The 14,015-nt window shown below is 74.9% G+C and carries 15 protein-coding genes and 5 tRNA genes; 11 read left to right on the top strand and 9 right to left on the bottom strand.

From position 1 onward, the window contains the following. Positions 1-72 precede the first annotated feature (72 nt). A complete protein-coding gene (gene cobA, locus WA762_RS13700; protein ID WP_335935880.1) occupies positions 73-1,326 on the top strand; it encodes a uroporphyrinogen-III C-methyltransferase in 1,254 nt (417 codons plus the stop codon). Positions 1,327-1,426: 100 nt separating this feature from the next. Next, positions 1,427-2,245, top strand: coding sequence for a TrmH family RNA methyltransferase (locus WA762_RS13695; RefSeq protein WP_335935879.1), 819 nt, complete (start codon positions 1,427-1,429; stop codon positions 2,243-2,245). A gap of 30 nt (positions 2,246-2,275) precedes the next feature. Here WA762_RS13695 and WA762_RS13690 read toward each other — a convergent pair whose 3' ends face one another. Then, complete coding sequence (locus WA762_RS13690; protein ID WP_335935877.1) at positions 2,276-3,628, bottom strand: serine/threonine-protein kinase; 1,353 nt, start codon at positions 3,626-3,628, stop codon at positions 2,276-2,278. 509 nt (positions 3,629-4,137) lie between these two features. Between WA762_RS13690 and WA762_RS13685 the strand changes: the two genes are divergently transcribed. The 3 genes from WA762_RS13685 to WA762_RS13675 all read left to right on the top strand — a co-directional run bounded on the left by WA762_RS13685 (position 4,138) and on the right by WA762_RS13675 (position 5,908). Next, positions 4,138-4,347, top strand: a complete 210-nt coding sequence (locus tag WA762_RS13685) for a hypothetical protein (RefSeq protein WP_335935876.1) — start codon at positions 4,138-4,140, stop codon at positions 4,345-4,347. A gap of 205 nt (positions 4,348-4,552) precedes the next feature. Beyond that, the gene (locus WA762_RS13680; RefSeq protein WP_443080579.1) at positions 4,553-5,569 is read left to right on the top strand and encodes a phosphotransferase family protein; all 1,017 of its coding nucleotides are present in this window, start codon (positions 4,553-4,555) and stop codon (positions 5,567-5,569) included. A gap of 66 nt (positions 5,570-5,635) precedes the next feature. After that, positions 5,636-5,908, top strand: a complete 273-nt coding sequence (locus WA762_RS13675; RefSeq protein WP_335935875.1) for a TFIIB-type zinc ribbon-containing protein — start codon at positions 5,636-5,638, stop codon at positions 5,906-5,908. A 140-nt stretch (positions 5,909-6,048) separates the two neighbouring features. Here the strand turns inward: WA762_RS13675 and WA762_RS13670 are convergent. The 5 genes from WA762_RS13670 to WA762_RS13650 all read right to left on the bottom strand — a co-directional run bounded on the left by WA762_RS13670 (position 6,049) and on the right by WA762_RS13650 (position 6,494). Further along, positions 6,049-6,123, bottom strand: a tRNA-Val gene (locus WA762_RS13670). 23 nt (positions 6,124-6,146) lie between these two features. Then, positions 6,147-6,218, bottom strand: a tRNA-Val gene (locus tag WA762_RS13665). Between the two features lie 18 nt (positions 6,219-6,236). Next, positions 6,237-6,308: transfer RNA gene (locus WA762_RS13660), tRNA-Val, on the bottom strand. Position 6,309: 1 nt separating this feature from the next. Next, a tRNA-Cys gene (locus WA762_RS13655) sits at positions 6,310-6,383 on the bottom strand. Positions 6,384-6,421: 38 nt separating this feature from the next. Further along, positions 6,422-6,494, bottom strand: a tRNA-Gly gene (locus WA762_RS13650). A 164-nt stretch (positions 6,495-6,658) separates the two neighbouring features. Between WA762_RS13650 and WA762_RS13645 the strand changes: the two genes are divergently transcribed. From WA762_RS13645 to WA762_RS13635, 3 genes are all read left to right on the top strand, one after another. Beyond that, positions 6,659-7,696 (top strand): chorismate-binding protein, encoded by a 1,038-nt coding sequence (locus WA762_RS13645; protein ID WP_335935922.1) that lies wholly within the window; start codon positions 6,659-6,661, stop codon positions 7,694-7,696. Then, the gene (locus WA762_RS13640; protein WP_335935873.1) at positions 7,693-8,514 is read left to right on the top strand and encodes an aminotransferase class IV; all 822 of its coding nucleotides are present in this window, start codon (positions 7,693-7,695) and stop codon (positions 8,512-8,514) included. Before WA762_RS13645 ends, WA762_RS13640 begins: the two co-directional genes overlap by 4 nt. Before the next feature lie 120 nt (positions 8,515-8,634). After that, the gene (locus tag WA762_RS13635) at positions 8,635-9,471 is read left to right on the top strand and encodes a GNAT family N-acetyltransferase (protein ID WP_335935871.1); all 837 of its coding nucleotides are present in this window, start codon (positions 8,635-8,637) and stop codon (positions 9,469-9,471) included. Between the two features lie 276 nt (positions 9,472-9,747). Here WA762_RS13635 and WA762_RS13630 read toward each other — a convergent pair whose 3' ends face one another. Then, a complete protein-coding gene (locus tag WA762_RS13630) occupies positions 9,748-10,272 on the bottom strand; it encodes a DsbA family protein (protein WP_335935870.1) in 525 nt (174 codons plus the stop codon). A 202-nt stretch (positions 10,273-10,474) separates the two neighbouring features. On the opposite strand from WA762_RS13630, the gene WA762_RS13625 reads away from it, so the two are divergent. The 3 genes from WA762_RS13625 (at position 10,475) to WA762_RS13615 (ending at position 12,578) form a co-directional block, all read left to right on the top strand. After that, on the top strand, positions 10,475-10,918 hold the full coding sequence (locus WA762_RS13625; protein ID WP_335935869.1) for a hypothetical protein: 444 nt from the start codon (positions 10,475-10,477) through the stop codon (positions 10,916-10,918). A gap of 217 nt (positions 10,919-11,135) precedes the next feature. Continuing rightward, entirely contained in the window at positions 11,136-12,155 is a 1,020-nt protein-coding gene (locus tag WA762_RS13620; RefSeq protein WP_335935867.1) for a LacI family DNA-binding transcriptional regulator, read from the top strand. A 267-nt stretch (positions 12,156-12,422) separates the two neighbouring features. Beyond that, on the top strand, positions 12,423-12,578 hold the full coding sequence (locus WA762_RS13615; RefSeq protein ID WP_335935865.1) for a hypothetical protein: 156 nt from the start codon (positions 12,423-12,425) through the stop codon (positions 12,576-12,578). A 27-nt stretch (positions 12,579-12,605) separates the two neighbouring features. Here WA762_RS13615 and WA762_RS13610 read toward each other — a convergent pair whose 3' ends face one another. Then, positions 12,606-13,178, bottom strand: a complete 573-nt coding sequence (locus WA762_RS13610; protein WP_335935863.1) for a CGNR zinc finger domain-containing protein — start codon at positions 13,176-13,178, stop codon at positions 12,606-12,608. Positions 13,179-13,591: 413 nt separating this feature from the next. Then, positions 13,592-14,005 carry an SsgA family sporulation/cell division regulator gene (locus WA762_RS13605; RefSeq protein WP_003959770.1) on the bottom strand — a complete coding sequence of 138 codons (414 nt, stop codon included), beginning with the start codon at positions 14,003-14,005 and terminating at the stop codon, positions 13,592-13,594. Positions 14,006-14,015 lie beyond the last annotated feature (10 nt).

Genomic DNA, 14,015 nt, shown 5'->3' with positions numbered 1-14,015 from the left:
CCCGCACGTCACAGCCGCTCCAGCGTCGCAGCGGCCCCCGCACCCCGCCCCGTACGAGGAGCCCGCACCGTCATGGCCGAACACGCCGACCACCCCGCGTACCCCGTCGGACTGCGCCTCGGCGGGCGCCGCGTCGTCGTGGTCGGCGGCGGCCAGGTCGCCCAGCGCCGCCTCCCCGCGCTCGTCGCGGCGGGCGCCGACGTCCTCCTCGTCTCACCGGCCGCGACCGCGTCCGTCGAGGCGATGGCCGACGCCGGCGAGATCCGCTGGGAGCGCCGCCGGTACGCCGACGGGGACCTGGCCGACGCCTGGTACGCCCTGATCGCCTCCGACGACACCGCGGCCAACGACGCCGCCTCCGCCGAGGCCGAGCGCCACCGCGTCTGGTGCGTCCGCAGCGACGACGCCGACGCCGCCACCGCCTGGACCCCCGCCACAGGCCGCAGCGCCGGCGTGACCGTCGCCGTCCTCACCACCGACGCCCACGGCCGCGACCCGCGCCACTCCGCCGCCGTCCGCGACGCCATCGTCGAGGGCCTGCGCGAGGGCGTTCTCGCCGCACCCCACCACCGCACCCGCACCCCCGGCGTCGCCCTCGTCGGCGGCGGACCCGGCGACCCCGACCTGATCACGGTGCGCGGCCGTCGACTCCTCGCGGAGGCCGACGTCGTCGTCGCCGACCGCCTGGGCCCGCGCGACCTGCTCGACGAACTCCCCCCGCACGTCGAGGTGATCGACGCCGCGAAGATCCCGTACGGCCGCTCCATGGCCCAGGAGGCCATCAACCGGACGCTGATCGAGCACGCCAAGGCCGGCAAGGCCGTCGTACGGCTCAAGGGCGGCGACCCGTTCGTCTTCGGCCGCGGCATGGAGGAGGCCCAGGCGCTCGCCGCCGAGGGCATCGCCTGCACGGTCGTCCCCGGCATCTCCAGCTCGATCTCCGTGCCCGGCGCCGCCGGAATCCCCGTCACCCACCGCGGCGTCGCGCACGAGTTCACCGTCGTCAGCGGCCATGTCGCCCCCGACGACCCCCGCTCCCTGGTCGACTGGCAGGCCCTCGCCAGGCTGCGCGGCACCCTCGTCCTGCTGATGGCCGTCGACAAGATCGGCGCCATCGCCCGCGCCCTCGTCGCCCACGGAAAGGACCCCGGCACCCCCGTCGCCCTCGTCCAGGAGGGCACCACCGCCGCCCAGCGCCGGGTCGACGCGACCCTCGCGACCGTCGCCGAACGCGCCGCCGCCGAGAACGTGCGCCCCCCGGCCGTCGTCGTCATCGGAGACGTCGTCGCGATCGGCGCGGACACCGCGCCGGCGCACGGCGGATGACCGACACCCCCGCAAGCCCGCTCCGCACGGAGTAACCGGCGGTAACGGAACTTCCGTCAAGCCGTTGGCACCACACACCGGACAAGGCAGTATCGAACCCGTGGCTGACCTCATCACCGTCGACGACCCCGACGACCCCCGCCTGCGCGACTACACCGGACTCACCGACGTCGAACTCCGGCGCCGCAGAGAGCCCGCCGAGGGCCTCTTCATCGCCGAGGGCGAGAAGGTGATCCGCCGCGCCCGGCACGCCGGGTACGAGATGCGGTCGATGCTGCTCTCCGCGAAGTGGGTCGACCTGATGCGCGACGTCATCGACGAGGTCCCCGCCCCGGTCTACGCGGTCAGCCCGGAGCTCGCCGAACGCGTCACCGGCTACCACGTCCACCGCGGCGCCCTCGCCTCGATGCAGCGCAAGCCGCTGCCGAGCGCCGGGGAACTGCTGGCGACCGCCCGCCGGGTGGCCGTCATGGAGGCGGTCAACGACCACACCAACATCGGGGCGATCTTCCGCAGCGCCGCCGCCCTCGGCATGGACGCCGTCCTGCTCTCCCCGGACTGCGCCGACCCGCTCTACCGGCGCTCCGTCAAGGTCTCCATGGGCGCGGTCTTCTCCGTCCCCTACGCCCGGCTCGACAGCTGGCCCAAGTCCCTGGAGACGGTGCGCGAGGCCGGCTTCGAGCTGCTGGCGCTGACCCCGGACGAGAAGGCCGACAGCATCGACCGGGTGGCGCCGCACCGGATGGACCGGGTGGCGCTGATGCTCGGCGCCGAGGGCGAGGGACTGTCCACCCGGGCCCTCGTCGCCGCCGACCGGTGGGTGCGCATCCCCATGGCGCACGGCGTCGACTCGCTGAACGTGGGGGCGGCCGCCGCGGTCGCCTTCTACGCCGTGGCATCGGGCCGCCCCCAGCCCTGACCCCGACCCGGGCCGGGGGAGCGCCCCGGCCTACCGGAGCGGCGGACCCTGGACCTCGCCCCGGTCCTCCTGGCCCCGGTCCTCCTGCGGGGCCTCGACCTGCGTCCGGCCCGTGCTCGTGCCCAGGCCCCGGGCCGGGCCCTGGCAGCCCTGCGCCAGCGCGATGCCCAGCGCCACCAGCAGCGTCACCACCACGAAGACCACCAGCCGCTGCCGCAGCAGCCGGGGATTGGCGGGACGCCGCCCCGCCGAGGTCGTGCGGGCCCCGGGACGGGTGCCCGGGCGGCCGTTCGTCCCCCGGGCGTTCTGCGGGCGCCCGCCGGACCGGGTGGTGGCCCGCGGCTGCTGCCGCTGAGGGCGCGAACCGCCCGTGCGGGGTGCCCCGGGCCGCGACGTCGCGGGCTGCCGGCCGCTCTGCGAAGGACGCGGCTGCTGCCGCCGGGGCGTCGGCGGGGCCGTCCGCCGCGTCTGCTGCTCGGTGTACGGGCCGGCGACCCGCCCCGTGGGCCGGTCCAGCTCGCCCGCCGAACGCTGCGCCGGAGGACGGGCGTCGTGCAGGCCCTGCGCCTCCCGCGCCGCGATCTCCTTGAGCCGCATGGAGAGTTGGAGCGTGCTCGGACGCTCCTGCGGATCCTTCGCCAGACACGCGCTCACCAGCGGCGCCAACGCGTCGTGCACGTCGTACAAGTGCGGTTCCTCGTGCACCACCCGGTACAGCATCACCTCGGAACTGCCGTGCCCGAAGGGCGAGTCCGCCGTCGCCGCGTACGCCAGCGTGGCGCCGAGCGCGAACACGTCCGTCGCCGGGGTCACCGCCGCGCCGCGCACCTGCTCGGGGGCGAGGAACCCGGGCGAGCCGACGGCCGTGCCGACATGGGTGAGGGTGGACGCGCCCGTCGCCCAGGCGATCCCGAAGTCGATGATCCGGGGGCCCTTGGGGGAGAGGAGGATGTTCGACGGCTTGAGGTCGCGGTGGACGACCCCCGCCTCGTGCACCGCCACCAGGCCCTCGGAGAGCGCCGCACCGATCGAGGCCACCTCGGCCGCCGACAACGGGCCCTCCTCGGCCACCCTGTCGTGCAGCGAGGGCCCCGGCACGTACTGCGTGGCGAACCACGGGCGGTCCGCCTCCAGATCGGCGGCCACCAGGCGTGCCGTGCAGCCCCCGCGGATCCGCCGCGCGGCGGACACCTCGCGCGCGAACCGCGAACGGAACTCCTGGTCCTCCGCCAGATCCGGCCGGATCACCTTCAGCGCCACCCGCTGTCCCCGCCGGTCCGAGCCGAGGTAGACGACACCCATGCCGCCCGCGCCCAGCCGCCGGTGCAACCTGAACGAGCCGACGACACGCGGGTCCTCGCGGCGGAGCCGCATCATCGCCATGTTCTGCCCATCCCCGCTGCCTGGTTCGCCTGACGAGCACAGCTTACGTACCCGGCGCCCGGGGTGCTCAGAGGCCGCGCCCTCGCCCGCCGATCGTTTACCGGCGCATGGCACGGTTCATGACGGCGTGTGGGCGCGCTCCGGTTCCCGCCGCGCACGGGACGGCGCGTCGGCGGGCGAACGGCGACGCGGCGTCGGGACGTCGGGGCGTCGGGCCCGGGGCCCGGCACCCGCCGGACACCAGGGGGTGAGCGACGTCACTCCCCAAAACCCCGGCGCCGCCCCCTGCGGGTGCCGCTCCGGGATGTCCCCGGCCCCCGGGCGGCCGATCTCCACCCAGGGGAGTACACCGGCCGCCCGCGGGTCCTCCTCCGGGATGCCCGGCATTAGGTACGCGGGCATGACGCCGTCCGCCTCCCGTCTCCCTAGTCTTGGGATCAAGCGGTGGGCGCGGCACTCGTCCCCCGAGGTCACACGCCCGCCGCCCCACAACGGCCAGGAGAGGAAACATGGCGGACACGGCATCGCGGACCATCCTCCGCACGCGGGGAAGCAGGCGCCACGCCTCGTTCGTCCGCCGCCCGTCGTCCGGCCACCGCCACCCGCTGGTGGCGACGGCGATGGTCCTCCCCCTGGCGGCCCTGCTCGTGGTCGTCTTCGGCGGCTGGGACGCGGTGGTCACACAGGCGTCGTCCGTGGGCGTGATGCTGGGGCGCTGAGCGGCGCCCCGGGTCCGGAAGAGCGGTCCGGACCGGACATCCGCCCGACAACCCCGTGGGGACGGGGGTGCGGCGGACGGCAGCGTTTGTCCGGTCAGCTGGGGAGCTGACCGGGCATCGCGCTGCCCGGACGCGGCCGGCGCGCGTACGCTCGTCGCGGGCCCGGCGCGGACCGGCCCGCACCCGCCCGACACCGGGGGAGAACGTGCCCACCGCACCCGCCCAGCACCCGGCGGCCACCGACGCCGCCACGCCCACCGCCGCCGCACGCGCGCTGGGCCCGATCGCCCACCGGGCCGCCCACCCGCCGTCCGGAACGCCCTGCGCCTGCCCGCCGCCCGAGACCCTGGCGGACCGCGCGGACGGCACGGTGGTCCGCAGCGGACCGGTCGTCGCCAAGGCCCACGCCCCCGGCGCCCCCGCCGCCGAGCTGCTGGCCCGGCTCGCCCTCGCCGGGCACCCCCGGCTGACCGGGATCCTGCTCGCACCCCTGCGGCCCCGGCCCGTCGCACCGCCCGCCGCCCTCCACGACCGCCTCGTCACCCTCTGGCCGCACGGCGAGCCCGTCGACCCCGGCGACCCCGACGCGGCCCCCTGGACGGAGGCGGCCGCGCTGCTCGCCGCGCTGCACCGCACCCCGCCCCCCGCCTCCCTCGCCCTGCCGCCCATGCGCGGTCCGGCCAAAACGGCGCTCGCCGTCGCCCGGATGCGCGCCGCCCGGCCCGGCGACCCCGCCACCGCCCCGGTGCTCGCCGCCTGGCGCCGCCTGCCCGCCTGGGCCCGCGACGAGGCCGCCCCGCCCGCCCGCCGCTCGCGCTTCCTCTGCCACGGCGACCTGCACCTGGGCCAGCTCGTCCGCCACCCCGCCCCGCACGGGCCCTGGCTGCTCATCGACGTCGACGACGCCGGAACCGGCGACCCCGCCTGGGACCTCGCCCGCCCCGCCGCCTGGTACGCCGCCGGGCTGCTGCCCCCCGACGTCTGGCCGCGCTTCCTGGACGCCTACCGGGCGGCCGGCGGCCCCGCCGTGCCCGCCGAGGGCGACCCCTGGGCCGCACTCGACGTCCCGGCCCGCGCCCTGACCGTGCAGACCGCGGCCCTGGCCCTCGCCAAGTCCGCCGCGGAGGGCCGGACTCCGGACGAGGCGGAGCGGACGGTGATCGACGCCTGCGCGCGAATCGCCGCCCTCCCGCCGGAGTCGACGGACGAAGAAGCGACATAGGCTGAGCCGGTCGTCGGCGGACAGGCCGACGACGACCGCCCGACGACGAGGAGTTGAGACCGAGTCATGCAGTGCCCCAAGTGCCACGCGCCCATGCACACGTACAACCGCAACGGCATACAGATCGAACAGTGCAGCGGCTGCCGGGGGATCTTCCTCGACTACGGCGAGCTGGAGACCCTGACCCGCATCGAGGCGCAGTGGGCGCAGCAGATGCCGCCCGCACCACCCGCCCCGCAGGCGTACCCGGCCGCGCCGGCCCCCGCCTGGGGCGCGCCGCAGCACCACGGCGGCCACTACCGGCACAAGAGCTTCGGCCGCATGCTCTTCTCGTCCTGATGCTCTTCTCGTCCTGAGCCCGCGCCTCGCGTCCTGAGCCCGCCCCGGGACCGCCTCCGCGACACCCGGGGCGGTCCGACCGCCGACACGGCACGGAGACGGCAAAACCCCCGATCGCCGAGGCGACCGGGGGTTTCCGCTGGTGCGCGATACTGGGATTGAACCAGTGACCTCTTCCGTGTCAGGGAAGCGCTCTCCCGCTGAGCTAATCGCGCGGGGCGAAACTGATGGTACTGCGTGCGCGATACTGGGATTGAACCAGTGACCTCTTCCGTGTCAGGGAAGCGCTCTCCCGCTGAGCTAATCGCGCGGGGTCCTTGCGGACCAGTGGACGATACTGGGATTGAACCAGTGACCTCTTCCGTGTCAGGGAAGCGCTCTCCCGCTGAGCTAATCGTCCTTGGAGGTGGAGACGGGATTTGAACCCGTGTAGACGGCTTTGCAGGCCGTTGCCTCGCCTCTCGGCCACTCCACCAGGAGTGAGGGTTCGGGAAGATCCCCCACCTTTCTGCGAGCGGACGACCAGGTTCGAACTGGCGACCTCAACCTTGGCAAGGTTGCGCTCTACCAACTGAGCTACGTCCGCTTGTCTTTCCCGGTCGGCTTCCGCGTCCCGGCGACGTGTTGAACTCTAGCGGATTCCTGGGCCAGTACAAAAACGCGTTTGCGCAGCGTGCTGGGGCGCGCCCCGTACCGCCGCCCGCCCGGGCGGGCCGTCCTAGACTCGGCGACGTGCACGACCTCGCTCCCATGGCCCGCTTCGGCGGCCTCGTCGCGTCCGGCCTGCGGGACGTGACCAGTGATCCCGCGGCCCTCGAATCCTCCGGTTTCTGGGCCGTCTCCGCCGATTTCGAGGGGCGTCTCGTCTGCGCCCGCTTCGACACCGTCCGCCCGGAGGAGGTGCCCGCCCCGGTGCGCGGCGCCTGGCGCGGGCCCGCCGCCGGCGACTGGACCTCTTCCCTGGACCACGCCGCGTACGTCTCGGGCGTCCGCCGGATCCGCGAGCACATCGCGGCGGGCGAGGTCTACCAGGCCAACCTCTGCCGGGTGCTGACCGCGGCGCTGCCCGACCCGGCCGCGGCCGACGTGGACGCGCTGACCTCGCTGCTGGCACGCGGCAACCCGGCCCCCTACGCGGGAACGATCCGGCTGCCCGCGCACGGCGTGGAGATCGCCACCGCCTCCCCCGAGCTCTTCCTGCGCCGGGACGGCCGCACCGTCGAGTCGGGGCCGATCAAGGGCACCGGACGGACCGAGGCCGATCTGCTGGAGAAGGACCACGCCGAGAACGTGATGATCGTCGACCTGGTCCGCAACGACCTCGGCCGGGTCTGCGCCACGGGATCGGTCACGGTCCCCGACCTGTGCGCGGTGGAGAAGCACCCCGGCCTCGTCCACCTCGTCTCCACCGTGCGCGGGGAACTCGCCGAGGGGGCCGGCTGGCCCGGACTCCTCGACGCGGCGTTCCCACCGGGCTCCGTCACCGGGGCCCCCAAGTCCAGCGCCCTCGCCGTCATCGAGGAGCTGGAGACCGCGCCCCGGGGCCCCTACTGCGGCGGCGTCGGCTGGGTCGACGCCGACCGCCGCACGGCCTCCCTGGCCGTCGGCATACGCACGTTCTGGATCGACCGGACGGAGGGGCCGCCGGTCCTCCGCTTCGGCACCGGGGCGGGCATCACCTGGGGCTCGGACCCCGAGGGCGAATGGGACGAGACCGAACTCAAGGCGGCACGGCTGCTCGCCGTGGCGTCCGGCGACCACGAGACGACGGGAAGGAACACACGATGAGGATGTGGGTCGACGGCGCCCTGCGGGACGCCGACGAGGCCCGGGTGTCCGTGCTCGACCACGGGCTCACCGCGGGGGACGGGATCTTCGAGACGGTCAAGGCCGTCGACGGCAGGCCGTTCGCCCTCACCCGCCACCTCGGCCGGCTGGCCCGCTCGGCCCGCGGCCTCGGCCTGCCCGAACCCGACCTCGACGAGGTGCGCCGCGCCTGCGCCGCCGTCCTCGACGCCAACCCCATGCCGCTGGGCCGGCTGCGCATCACGTACACCGGAGGGCTCGCCCCGCTGGGCTCCGACCGCGGCGACGCCGGCCCCGGCCTCGTCGTCGCCCTCGGGGAGGCGGCCCGCCGCCCCGACGCCACCGCCGCGATCACCGTGCCCTGGGTCCGCAACGAGCGCGGCGCGCTCACCGGCCTCAAGACCACCTCGTACGCGGAGAACGTGGTGGCGCTCGCCCGCGCCCACGAGCACGGCGCGTCGGAGGCCCTCTTCGCCAACACCGTCGGACGGCTCTGCGAGGGCACCGGCTCCAACGTCTTCGTGGTGCTCGACGGGGAGCTGCACACCCCGCCGGTCGCCTCCGGCTGCCTGGCCGGGATCACCCGCGCGCTGGTCGTGGAGTGGGCCGGGGCGCAGGAGACCGACCTGCCCTTCGACGTCCTGGAACGGGCCGACGAGATCTTCCTGACGTCCAGCCTGCGCGATGTGCAGGCCGTCCGCCGGGTCGACGGCCGGGACCTGCCGGGCGTACCCGGACCGGTGACCACGAAGGCCATGCGGATCTTCAACGAACGGGCCGGGAACGACCTCGACCCGTAGGACGGCGCGGCCCCGGGCGGGCCCGCCCGGGGCCGCGCCGTGCCCACGGTCGGGCCCGCGAACGCTCCCGGACGTGCGAAACGGGGTGACGATCCGGTCTCCGGCGGATAGACAACACGGATGACCACCACCCTCCGGCCGACCGGGCCGGTTCAGGAAGGCGCCGACGGCGCGAAGAGCCGCGCGTACGACGTCTGCGACAACGGACGGCCCGTCGGGGCCGTGGAGATCGGCACGGACCGGGATTTCGGCGCGTCGGCCGGAGTGCTGCGCTCCCTGGGCATAGCCGAGCCCAGCCGGCGGCGCGGACGCGGCACCATCGCCGTCCTCGCCGCCGAGGAGGTGCTGCGCGGCTGGGGCTGCACCCAGGTGCGCGCGGAGGTGCCGGAGGGCGACGAGGCCGCCATGGGGCTGCTGACCGCCCTCGGCTACACCGAGCGCAGCCGCAACATGGCCAAGGACCTGGCCGCGCCGCCCCGGGCGCTCCCCGAGGGCGTCATCGCCCGGCCGATGACGGCCGAGGAGTACGCGCCCTGGCGCGCCGCCGGCATCGAGTCGTACGCGCGGTCCTGGATCGACCGGGGCGTCCCGGCCGAGCAGGCGCTGCGGAAGGCCCGCTCCGACGACGCCCGGAGCCTGCCGGACGGCCGGCACACCGAGGGCGCGCACTTCCACGTCCTCGTCCACGGCGGCGAGGTCGTCGGGCAGATCTGGGTGACGGTGCGGGACACCGGCCGGGGAGAGCCGGCCGGATACGTCTACGACGTGGAGGTGCGCGAGGAGCACCGGGGGCGCGGCCTCGGGCGCGCCCTGATGGAGCAGGCGGAGCGCATCAACCTGGACGCGGGCGCGCGCGTCCTCGCCCTGCACGTCTTCGCCGAGAACACCCCGGCACTGCGGCTGTACGAGTCGCTCGGCTACCGGACGACCCGGTACAACCTCGCCAAGCGGCTCTAGGGGGTGTCTGATGAATGAGTGCGGGAGAAGGAGCGGGGTCCGGTGCGTGTGATCGCAAGGCGCCGGAGTGTCTGCGTGGCGGAGCCACGGGGGCGGTTCGGCAACGCCGCGAGCGTGCGTGCCGGGCCCCGCGACGCCGCAGGTATGTGTCAGACACCCCCTAGCAGGCCCTGTCTTCGAACCGCCGTGCTCCGGCCGGGGCCCCGGGCGAGGCGCCCGCCGCCCCGGACCGGAGGCGGCGCGGCCCGGGGCGGTCCCGCCGGTCGGGTCTGCCGGTCAGCCCTGCACGGCCCCGTCGGCGAGCAGCCGGTCGGCGATCTCCTCGATCCGCTCGCGCAGCCCGTCCTGGCTCCTGCCGCCGTCCAGCCGCTCGTCGCCGATCACATACGTCGGCGTGCCGGTGACGCCGAGCGCCTTGCCCTCCGCGTGGTCGGCGTCGACGATCAGCAGGTGCCTGCCGTCGATCAGCGCGGTGTCCATCTCCTCGGCGTCCAGGCCGAGTTCGCGGGCCACCTCGATCAGCAGCGGCTCGCCGGACCGGTCGAGCTCGCCGCAACGGGCGAGGACCGCCTCGACGTACGGCCAGCCCCTGCCCTGGACCGCGGCCTCCTCGGCGGCCTGCGCGGCGGCGAGGGCGTGCTTGTGCTTCTCCAGCGGGAAGTGCCGCAGCCGCACCTCCAGCCGGTCGCCGTACCGGGCCCGCAGGGCGTGGACATCGGTGAGGGCCCGGTGGCAGTCGGGGCACTGGAGCTCGCACCAGACGTCGAGGACGAGGGGCGCCGCGGGGTTCGAATCGCTCATGCGGCCAGTCTCGCAGGGCCCCGCCCGGCGGCCCAACCGGCTCCGGGTCCACCGCGCCCGGACCGGGGCGGCATCTGCCCGGATCGGCACCTGGGGAGGATTCCGGCCCTGAGATCTCCCTGAAGTGGTCCGGGACCGTGGCCGCCCGGCCGTCGGCCGGTGCAGGATGGAAGGGACGTTTCCCCCGTACCTGGAGGCCCCGATGCTTGCCGAGACCATCTGCTCCGCGGTGTCCGCGGCGGGCCTGGGCATCGCCGCCGTCACCGCGTGGCGCAGGCGTTTCCTCGCGGCCGCCCGGATCGCCGCCTACTCACTCGTCCCGATCGGGCTGGTCCTGACCGGCATCGTGGCCTGGGTCGCCGGAATCGCCTTCAAGCCGACCGTGTGGTTCGGCTTCGGGCTGCTCGCGGTGGCCTGGCTGTTGTTCATGACCACGCGCGCGGTCGAACGGCGGGGTCTGGGGACCCGCAAGGAACGCGGGGCGGCCGGACGGGCGGCGCGCGGCGACGCCGTCGCCCCCGCCGCCCCGGGGGCCGGGCTCCCGGCCGCCCGCCCGCAGTCCGCCCCGAAGGCGCAGCGGCCCTCCGGGTCGTCGGACGACGACTTCAGCGACATCGAGGCCATCCTGAAGAAGCACGGCATCTGAGCCCTTCCGGGACGGCGTCCGCAAGGCGCCCGCGCGGCACCGAGTCCCGCCCGGCCGTACGGACCCCGTGCGGTGCCCCGTTCTGCCCCGCCGCGCCCGGCGCGGGTGTCGCCCGGTTTCGCCGGACTCACGGCACGGGGCCGCCGACGGCGACGTCCGTACGATGGAGCGACGCCGCGGACGGGCGCGGGGCGAGGGCACCAGTGGGGCGGGGCGAGTGGCGCGGGTGGCAGGGATCAAGGACGTGGCCCGGCAGGCCGGGGTCTCCGTGGGCACCGTGTCCAACGTGATCAACCGGCCCGACGCGGTCCTGCCGGAGACCCGGGCCCGGGTGCTGGCCGCCATCGAGCGGCTCGGCTATGTGCGCAGCGAGTCGGCCCGTCAGCTCAGGGCGGGCCGCAGCCGGATCGTGGCGCTGCTCGTCCTCGACATGGGCAACCCGTTCTTCGTCGACGTCGCCCGCGGCGCCGAGCGCGCCGCCCGCGCGGCCGGACTCGGGGTGATGGTCTGCAACAGCGACCAGAACCCGGCGGAGGAGGCCGAGTACCTCGGGCTCTTCGCCGAGCAGCGGGTGCGCGGGGTGCTGGTCACCCCGGCCGACGCAACCGGCCGCAACCTGGAGGCGTTCCGCCGCCACCGGATCCCGTTCGTCCTGGTGGACCGGGTGGCGCCCGGCGCGGGGACCTGCGCGGTCTCCGTCGACGACGTCCGGGGCGGCGCTCTCGCCGTGGGGCACCTGGTCTCCGCCGGTCACCGTTCGGTGGCCTATGTGAGCGGTCCGGACGACCTGCACCAGATCAGGGACCGGCGCGCGGGCGCGCTGGCGGCGCTCGCGGACGCGGGACTGCCCGCCGAGGCGCTCGTCGAGATCCCCTGCGACCGGCTGGACGTGGCGGCGGGCCGGGACGCCGGCGCCCGGCTGCTCGGTCTCGCCCCCCGGCCGACCGCGGTGTTCTGCGCCAACGACCTGCTCGCCCTCGGCGTGCTCCAGGCCCTGTACGCGGCCGGGGCGCGGGTGCCGCACGACGTCGCCCTCGTCGGCTACGACGACATCGAGTTCGCCGCCGCCGCGGCCGTGCCGCTCACCTCGGTCCGCCGCCCCGCAGCCGTGATGGGGCGGCTGGCCGCGGAACTGCTCCTGGAGGAGACCGGCGACGCGAGCGGCGCCCATGAGCACCGCGGCGTGGTGCTCCGGCCGGAGCTGGTGGTGCGCGCCTCCAGCACCCCGCGGCGCTGACCCGCCGCTCCGTGCCCGCCGTCGGCGTGCGGGGGAGGACCGGCACCCGGCGCACATCTGTACCGCGCACTCCAATTCGGTGTGCGAGCTGCACAGTTGGCGGCCATGCGCGTCAACGGCGGGCCGCTGAAGGGGCGTCGGGGCGAACAAGCGGCGGATGCCCGGACGGGGGAGCGAGAGCGTCTGTCCCTGGAGCGGGTGAACTCCCCGTGACAGAAGCGGGGTTGGCCATGAGCAGGGGTCGGAGTGGGTCATGATCGTCCCGAGATGGTCGACACTTCCCGTGGGGATGCCCCCACAAGCCCCGTCGAAGAGCCCCGTGGTTGCCTCTTCGCCCTGTCCCAGCCCCCCTTGATGATCTTCCTGGGGGTGGTCGGCAGCCTCTTGCTGATGGCCGCCCTGCACGATCTCTTCATGCTGTGAACGGCCGGCCGGCCCTGCCGCGTACGGTCAGCCCGCCGCCTCCTTGCGCCGCGCCCGGTACGCGGCGACGTGCAGACGGTTGCCGCAGGTCCGGCTGGAGCAGTAGCGGCGGGAGCGGTTGCGGGAGAGGTCGACGAAGGCGTGCCGGCAGTCCGGTGCCTCGCAGCGGCGCAGTCGTTCCCGCTCGCCCGCCACCACGATGAAGGCCAGTGCCATGCCGCAGTCGGCGGCGAGGTGGTCGGCGATCGAGGCGTCCGGCGCGAAGTAGTGCACATGCCAGTCATAGCCGTCGTGATTGCTGAGCTGCGGTGTGGTGCCGGCGGCGGCGACGAGGGCGTTGACCAGCGTGGCGGCGCGCTCCGTGTCGTCCGTGGCGAAGATCGCGGCGAAGCGCGCCCGCACGTCCCGCACGGCCCGCAGGTCCTTCTCGTACAGCCGGCCCACCCCGCTGATGCGGTGGCGTCGCGCGAAGTCGTGGAGGGTCTCGACGTCGGGGAGCCCGTCGGCCTGCCCGCCCTCCCGCTGTCCGCTCGCCGGTGCTGTGTTCAGCAGATCGACCACCGTGTCGAGGGCGATCCGGGTGTCGTGTGGGATCAGCACGCTTTCGCTCCCTGGCCTCCGGCGGGCCGGTGCCCGCAGCCGATGCCGGCTGACTCTACTGGCTCGGTGTCGCCGCAGAAGGGGCCCGAGAGGCCCGGCGAGGGCCCGAGGAGTCCCTGTTCGCCGTGCCCGGGTGCGGGGGAGCCGCGTTCATCCGTCCGGCCCTGAGCGTGCGGGGACGCGCCGCGTGGGGCGTGCGAGGGGGACGGGACATGCGGGGTTCAGGGTGACTGCGTGGTGCACGGGGCGGGCGACCCGTGTGCGGTGGGTGATTCCGTCGGTACGCGGGGGAGCGCGGACCGGCGCCGTCACCACGGTGGATTCCGTGCTGGCGGCGCCGGTGTCGCCCTGCGGGGTTTCCGCGCGGCGCCGTCTCCCCGAGTCGGACGGCGCCGTGCAGCTCTCGGTCTGGCTCAGCTCTCGGCCAGGATGTGTGAGAGCTCCGTGTCGAGGTCGAAGTGGCGATGCTCGGTGCCCGGTGGAACCGCGGCGTCGGTCCTCTTCAGGAACGACTCCAGGGCCCTTGCCGGGGCCTCGAGCAGGGCTTCGCCCTCCGGGGAGCTCAGCGCGATGCAGACGACGCCCTGGCCGTGACTTCGGGATGGCCAGACGCGGACGTCTCCGGTGCCGGTGGGCCGGTGCAGCCCCTCGGCGAGGAGGTCGCGGGCGAAAACCCATTCGACCGTTTCCTCCGCTCCGGTATGGAAGGTGGCGTGCACGGCATAAGGATCGGCCGTGTCATACCGCAGGCCCGCAGGTACAGGCAATGAGGACTCGCTCGACACAACGAGGCGCAGGTGCAGCTCGCAGCTGACCGTGGTGTTCATAAGCGCCAGG

Source organism: Streptomyces tyrfis (assembly GCF_037034285.1).
Taxonomy (GTDB): domain Bacteria; phylum Actinomycetota; class Actinomycetes; order Streptomycetales; family Streptomycetaceae; genus Streptomyces.
Note: the sequence above shows the minus strand (reverse complement) of the source record. Positions and strands in the feature narration are given on the sequence as shown.

Coding starts and splice junctions, on each gene's coding strand:
- cobA (WP_335935880.1), top strand. CDS start 73: ATGGCCGAACACGCCGACCACCCCGCGTACCCCGTCGGACTGCGCCTC.
- WA762_RS13690 (WP_335935877.1), bottom strand. CDS start 3,628: ATGGCGATGATGCGGCTCCGCCGCGAGGACCCGCGTGTCGTCGGCTCG.
- WA762_RS13685 (WP_335935876.1), top strand. CDS start 4,138: ATGGCGGACACGGCATCGCGGACCATCCTCCGCACGCGGGGAAGCAGG.
- WA762_RS13675 (WP_335935875.1), top strand. CDS start 5,636: ATGCAGTGCCCCAAGTGCCACGCGCCCATGCACACGTACAACCGCAAC.
- WA762_RS13645 (WP_335935922.1), top strand. CDS start 6,659: ATGGCCCGCTTCGGCGGCCTCGTCGCGTCCGGCCTGCGGGACGTGACC.
- WA762_RS13640 (WP_335935873.1), top strand. CDS start 7,693: ATGAGGATGTGGGTCGACGGCGCCCTGCGGGACGCCGACGAGGCCCGG.
- WA762_RS13635 (WP_335935871.1), top strand. CDS start 8,635: ATGACCACCACCCTCCGGCCGACCGGGCCGGTTCAGGAAGGCGCCGAC.
- WA762_RS13630 (WP_335935870.1), bottom strand. CDS start 10,272: ATGAGCGATTCGAACCCCGCGGCGCCCCTCGTCCTCGACGTCTGGTGC.
- WA762_RS13625 (WP_335935869.1), top strand. CDS start 10,475: ATGCTTGCCGAGACCATCTGCTCCGCGGTGTCCGCGGCGGGCCTGGGC.
- WA762_RS13615 (WP_335935865.1), top strand. CDS start 12,423: ATGGTCGACACTTCCCGTGGGGATGCCCCCACAAGCCCCGTCGAAGAG.
- WA762_RS13605 (WP_003959770.1), bottom strand. CDS start 14,005: ATGAACACCACGGTCAGCTGCGAGCTGCACCTGCGCCTCGTTGTGTCG.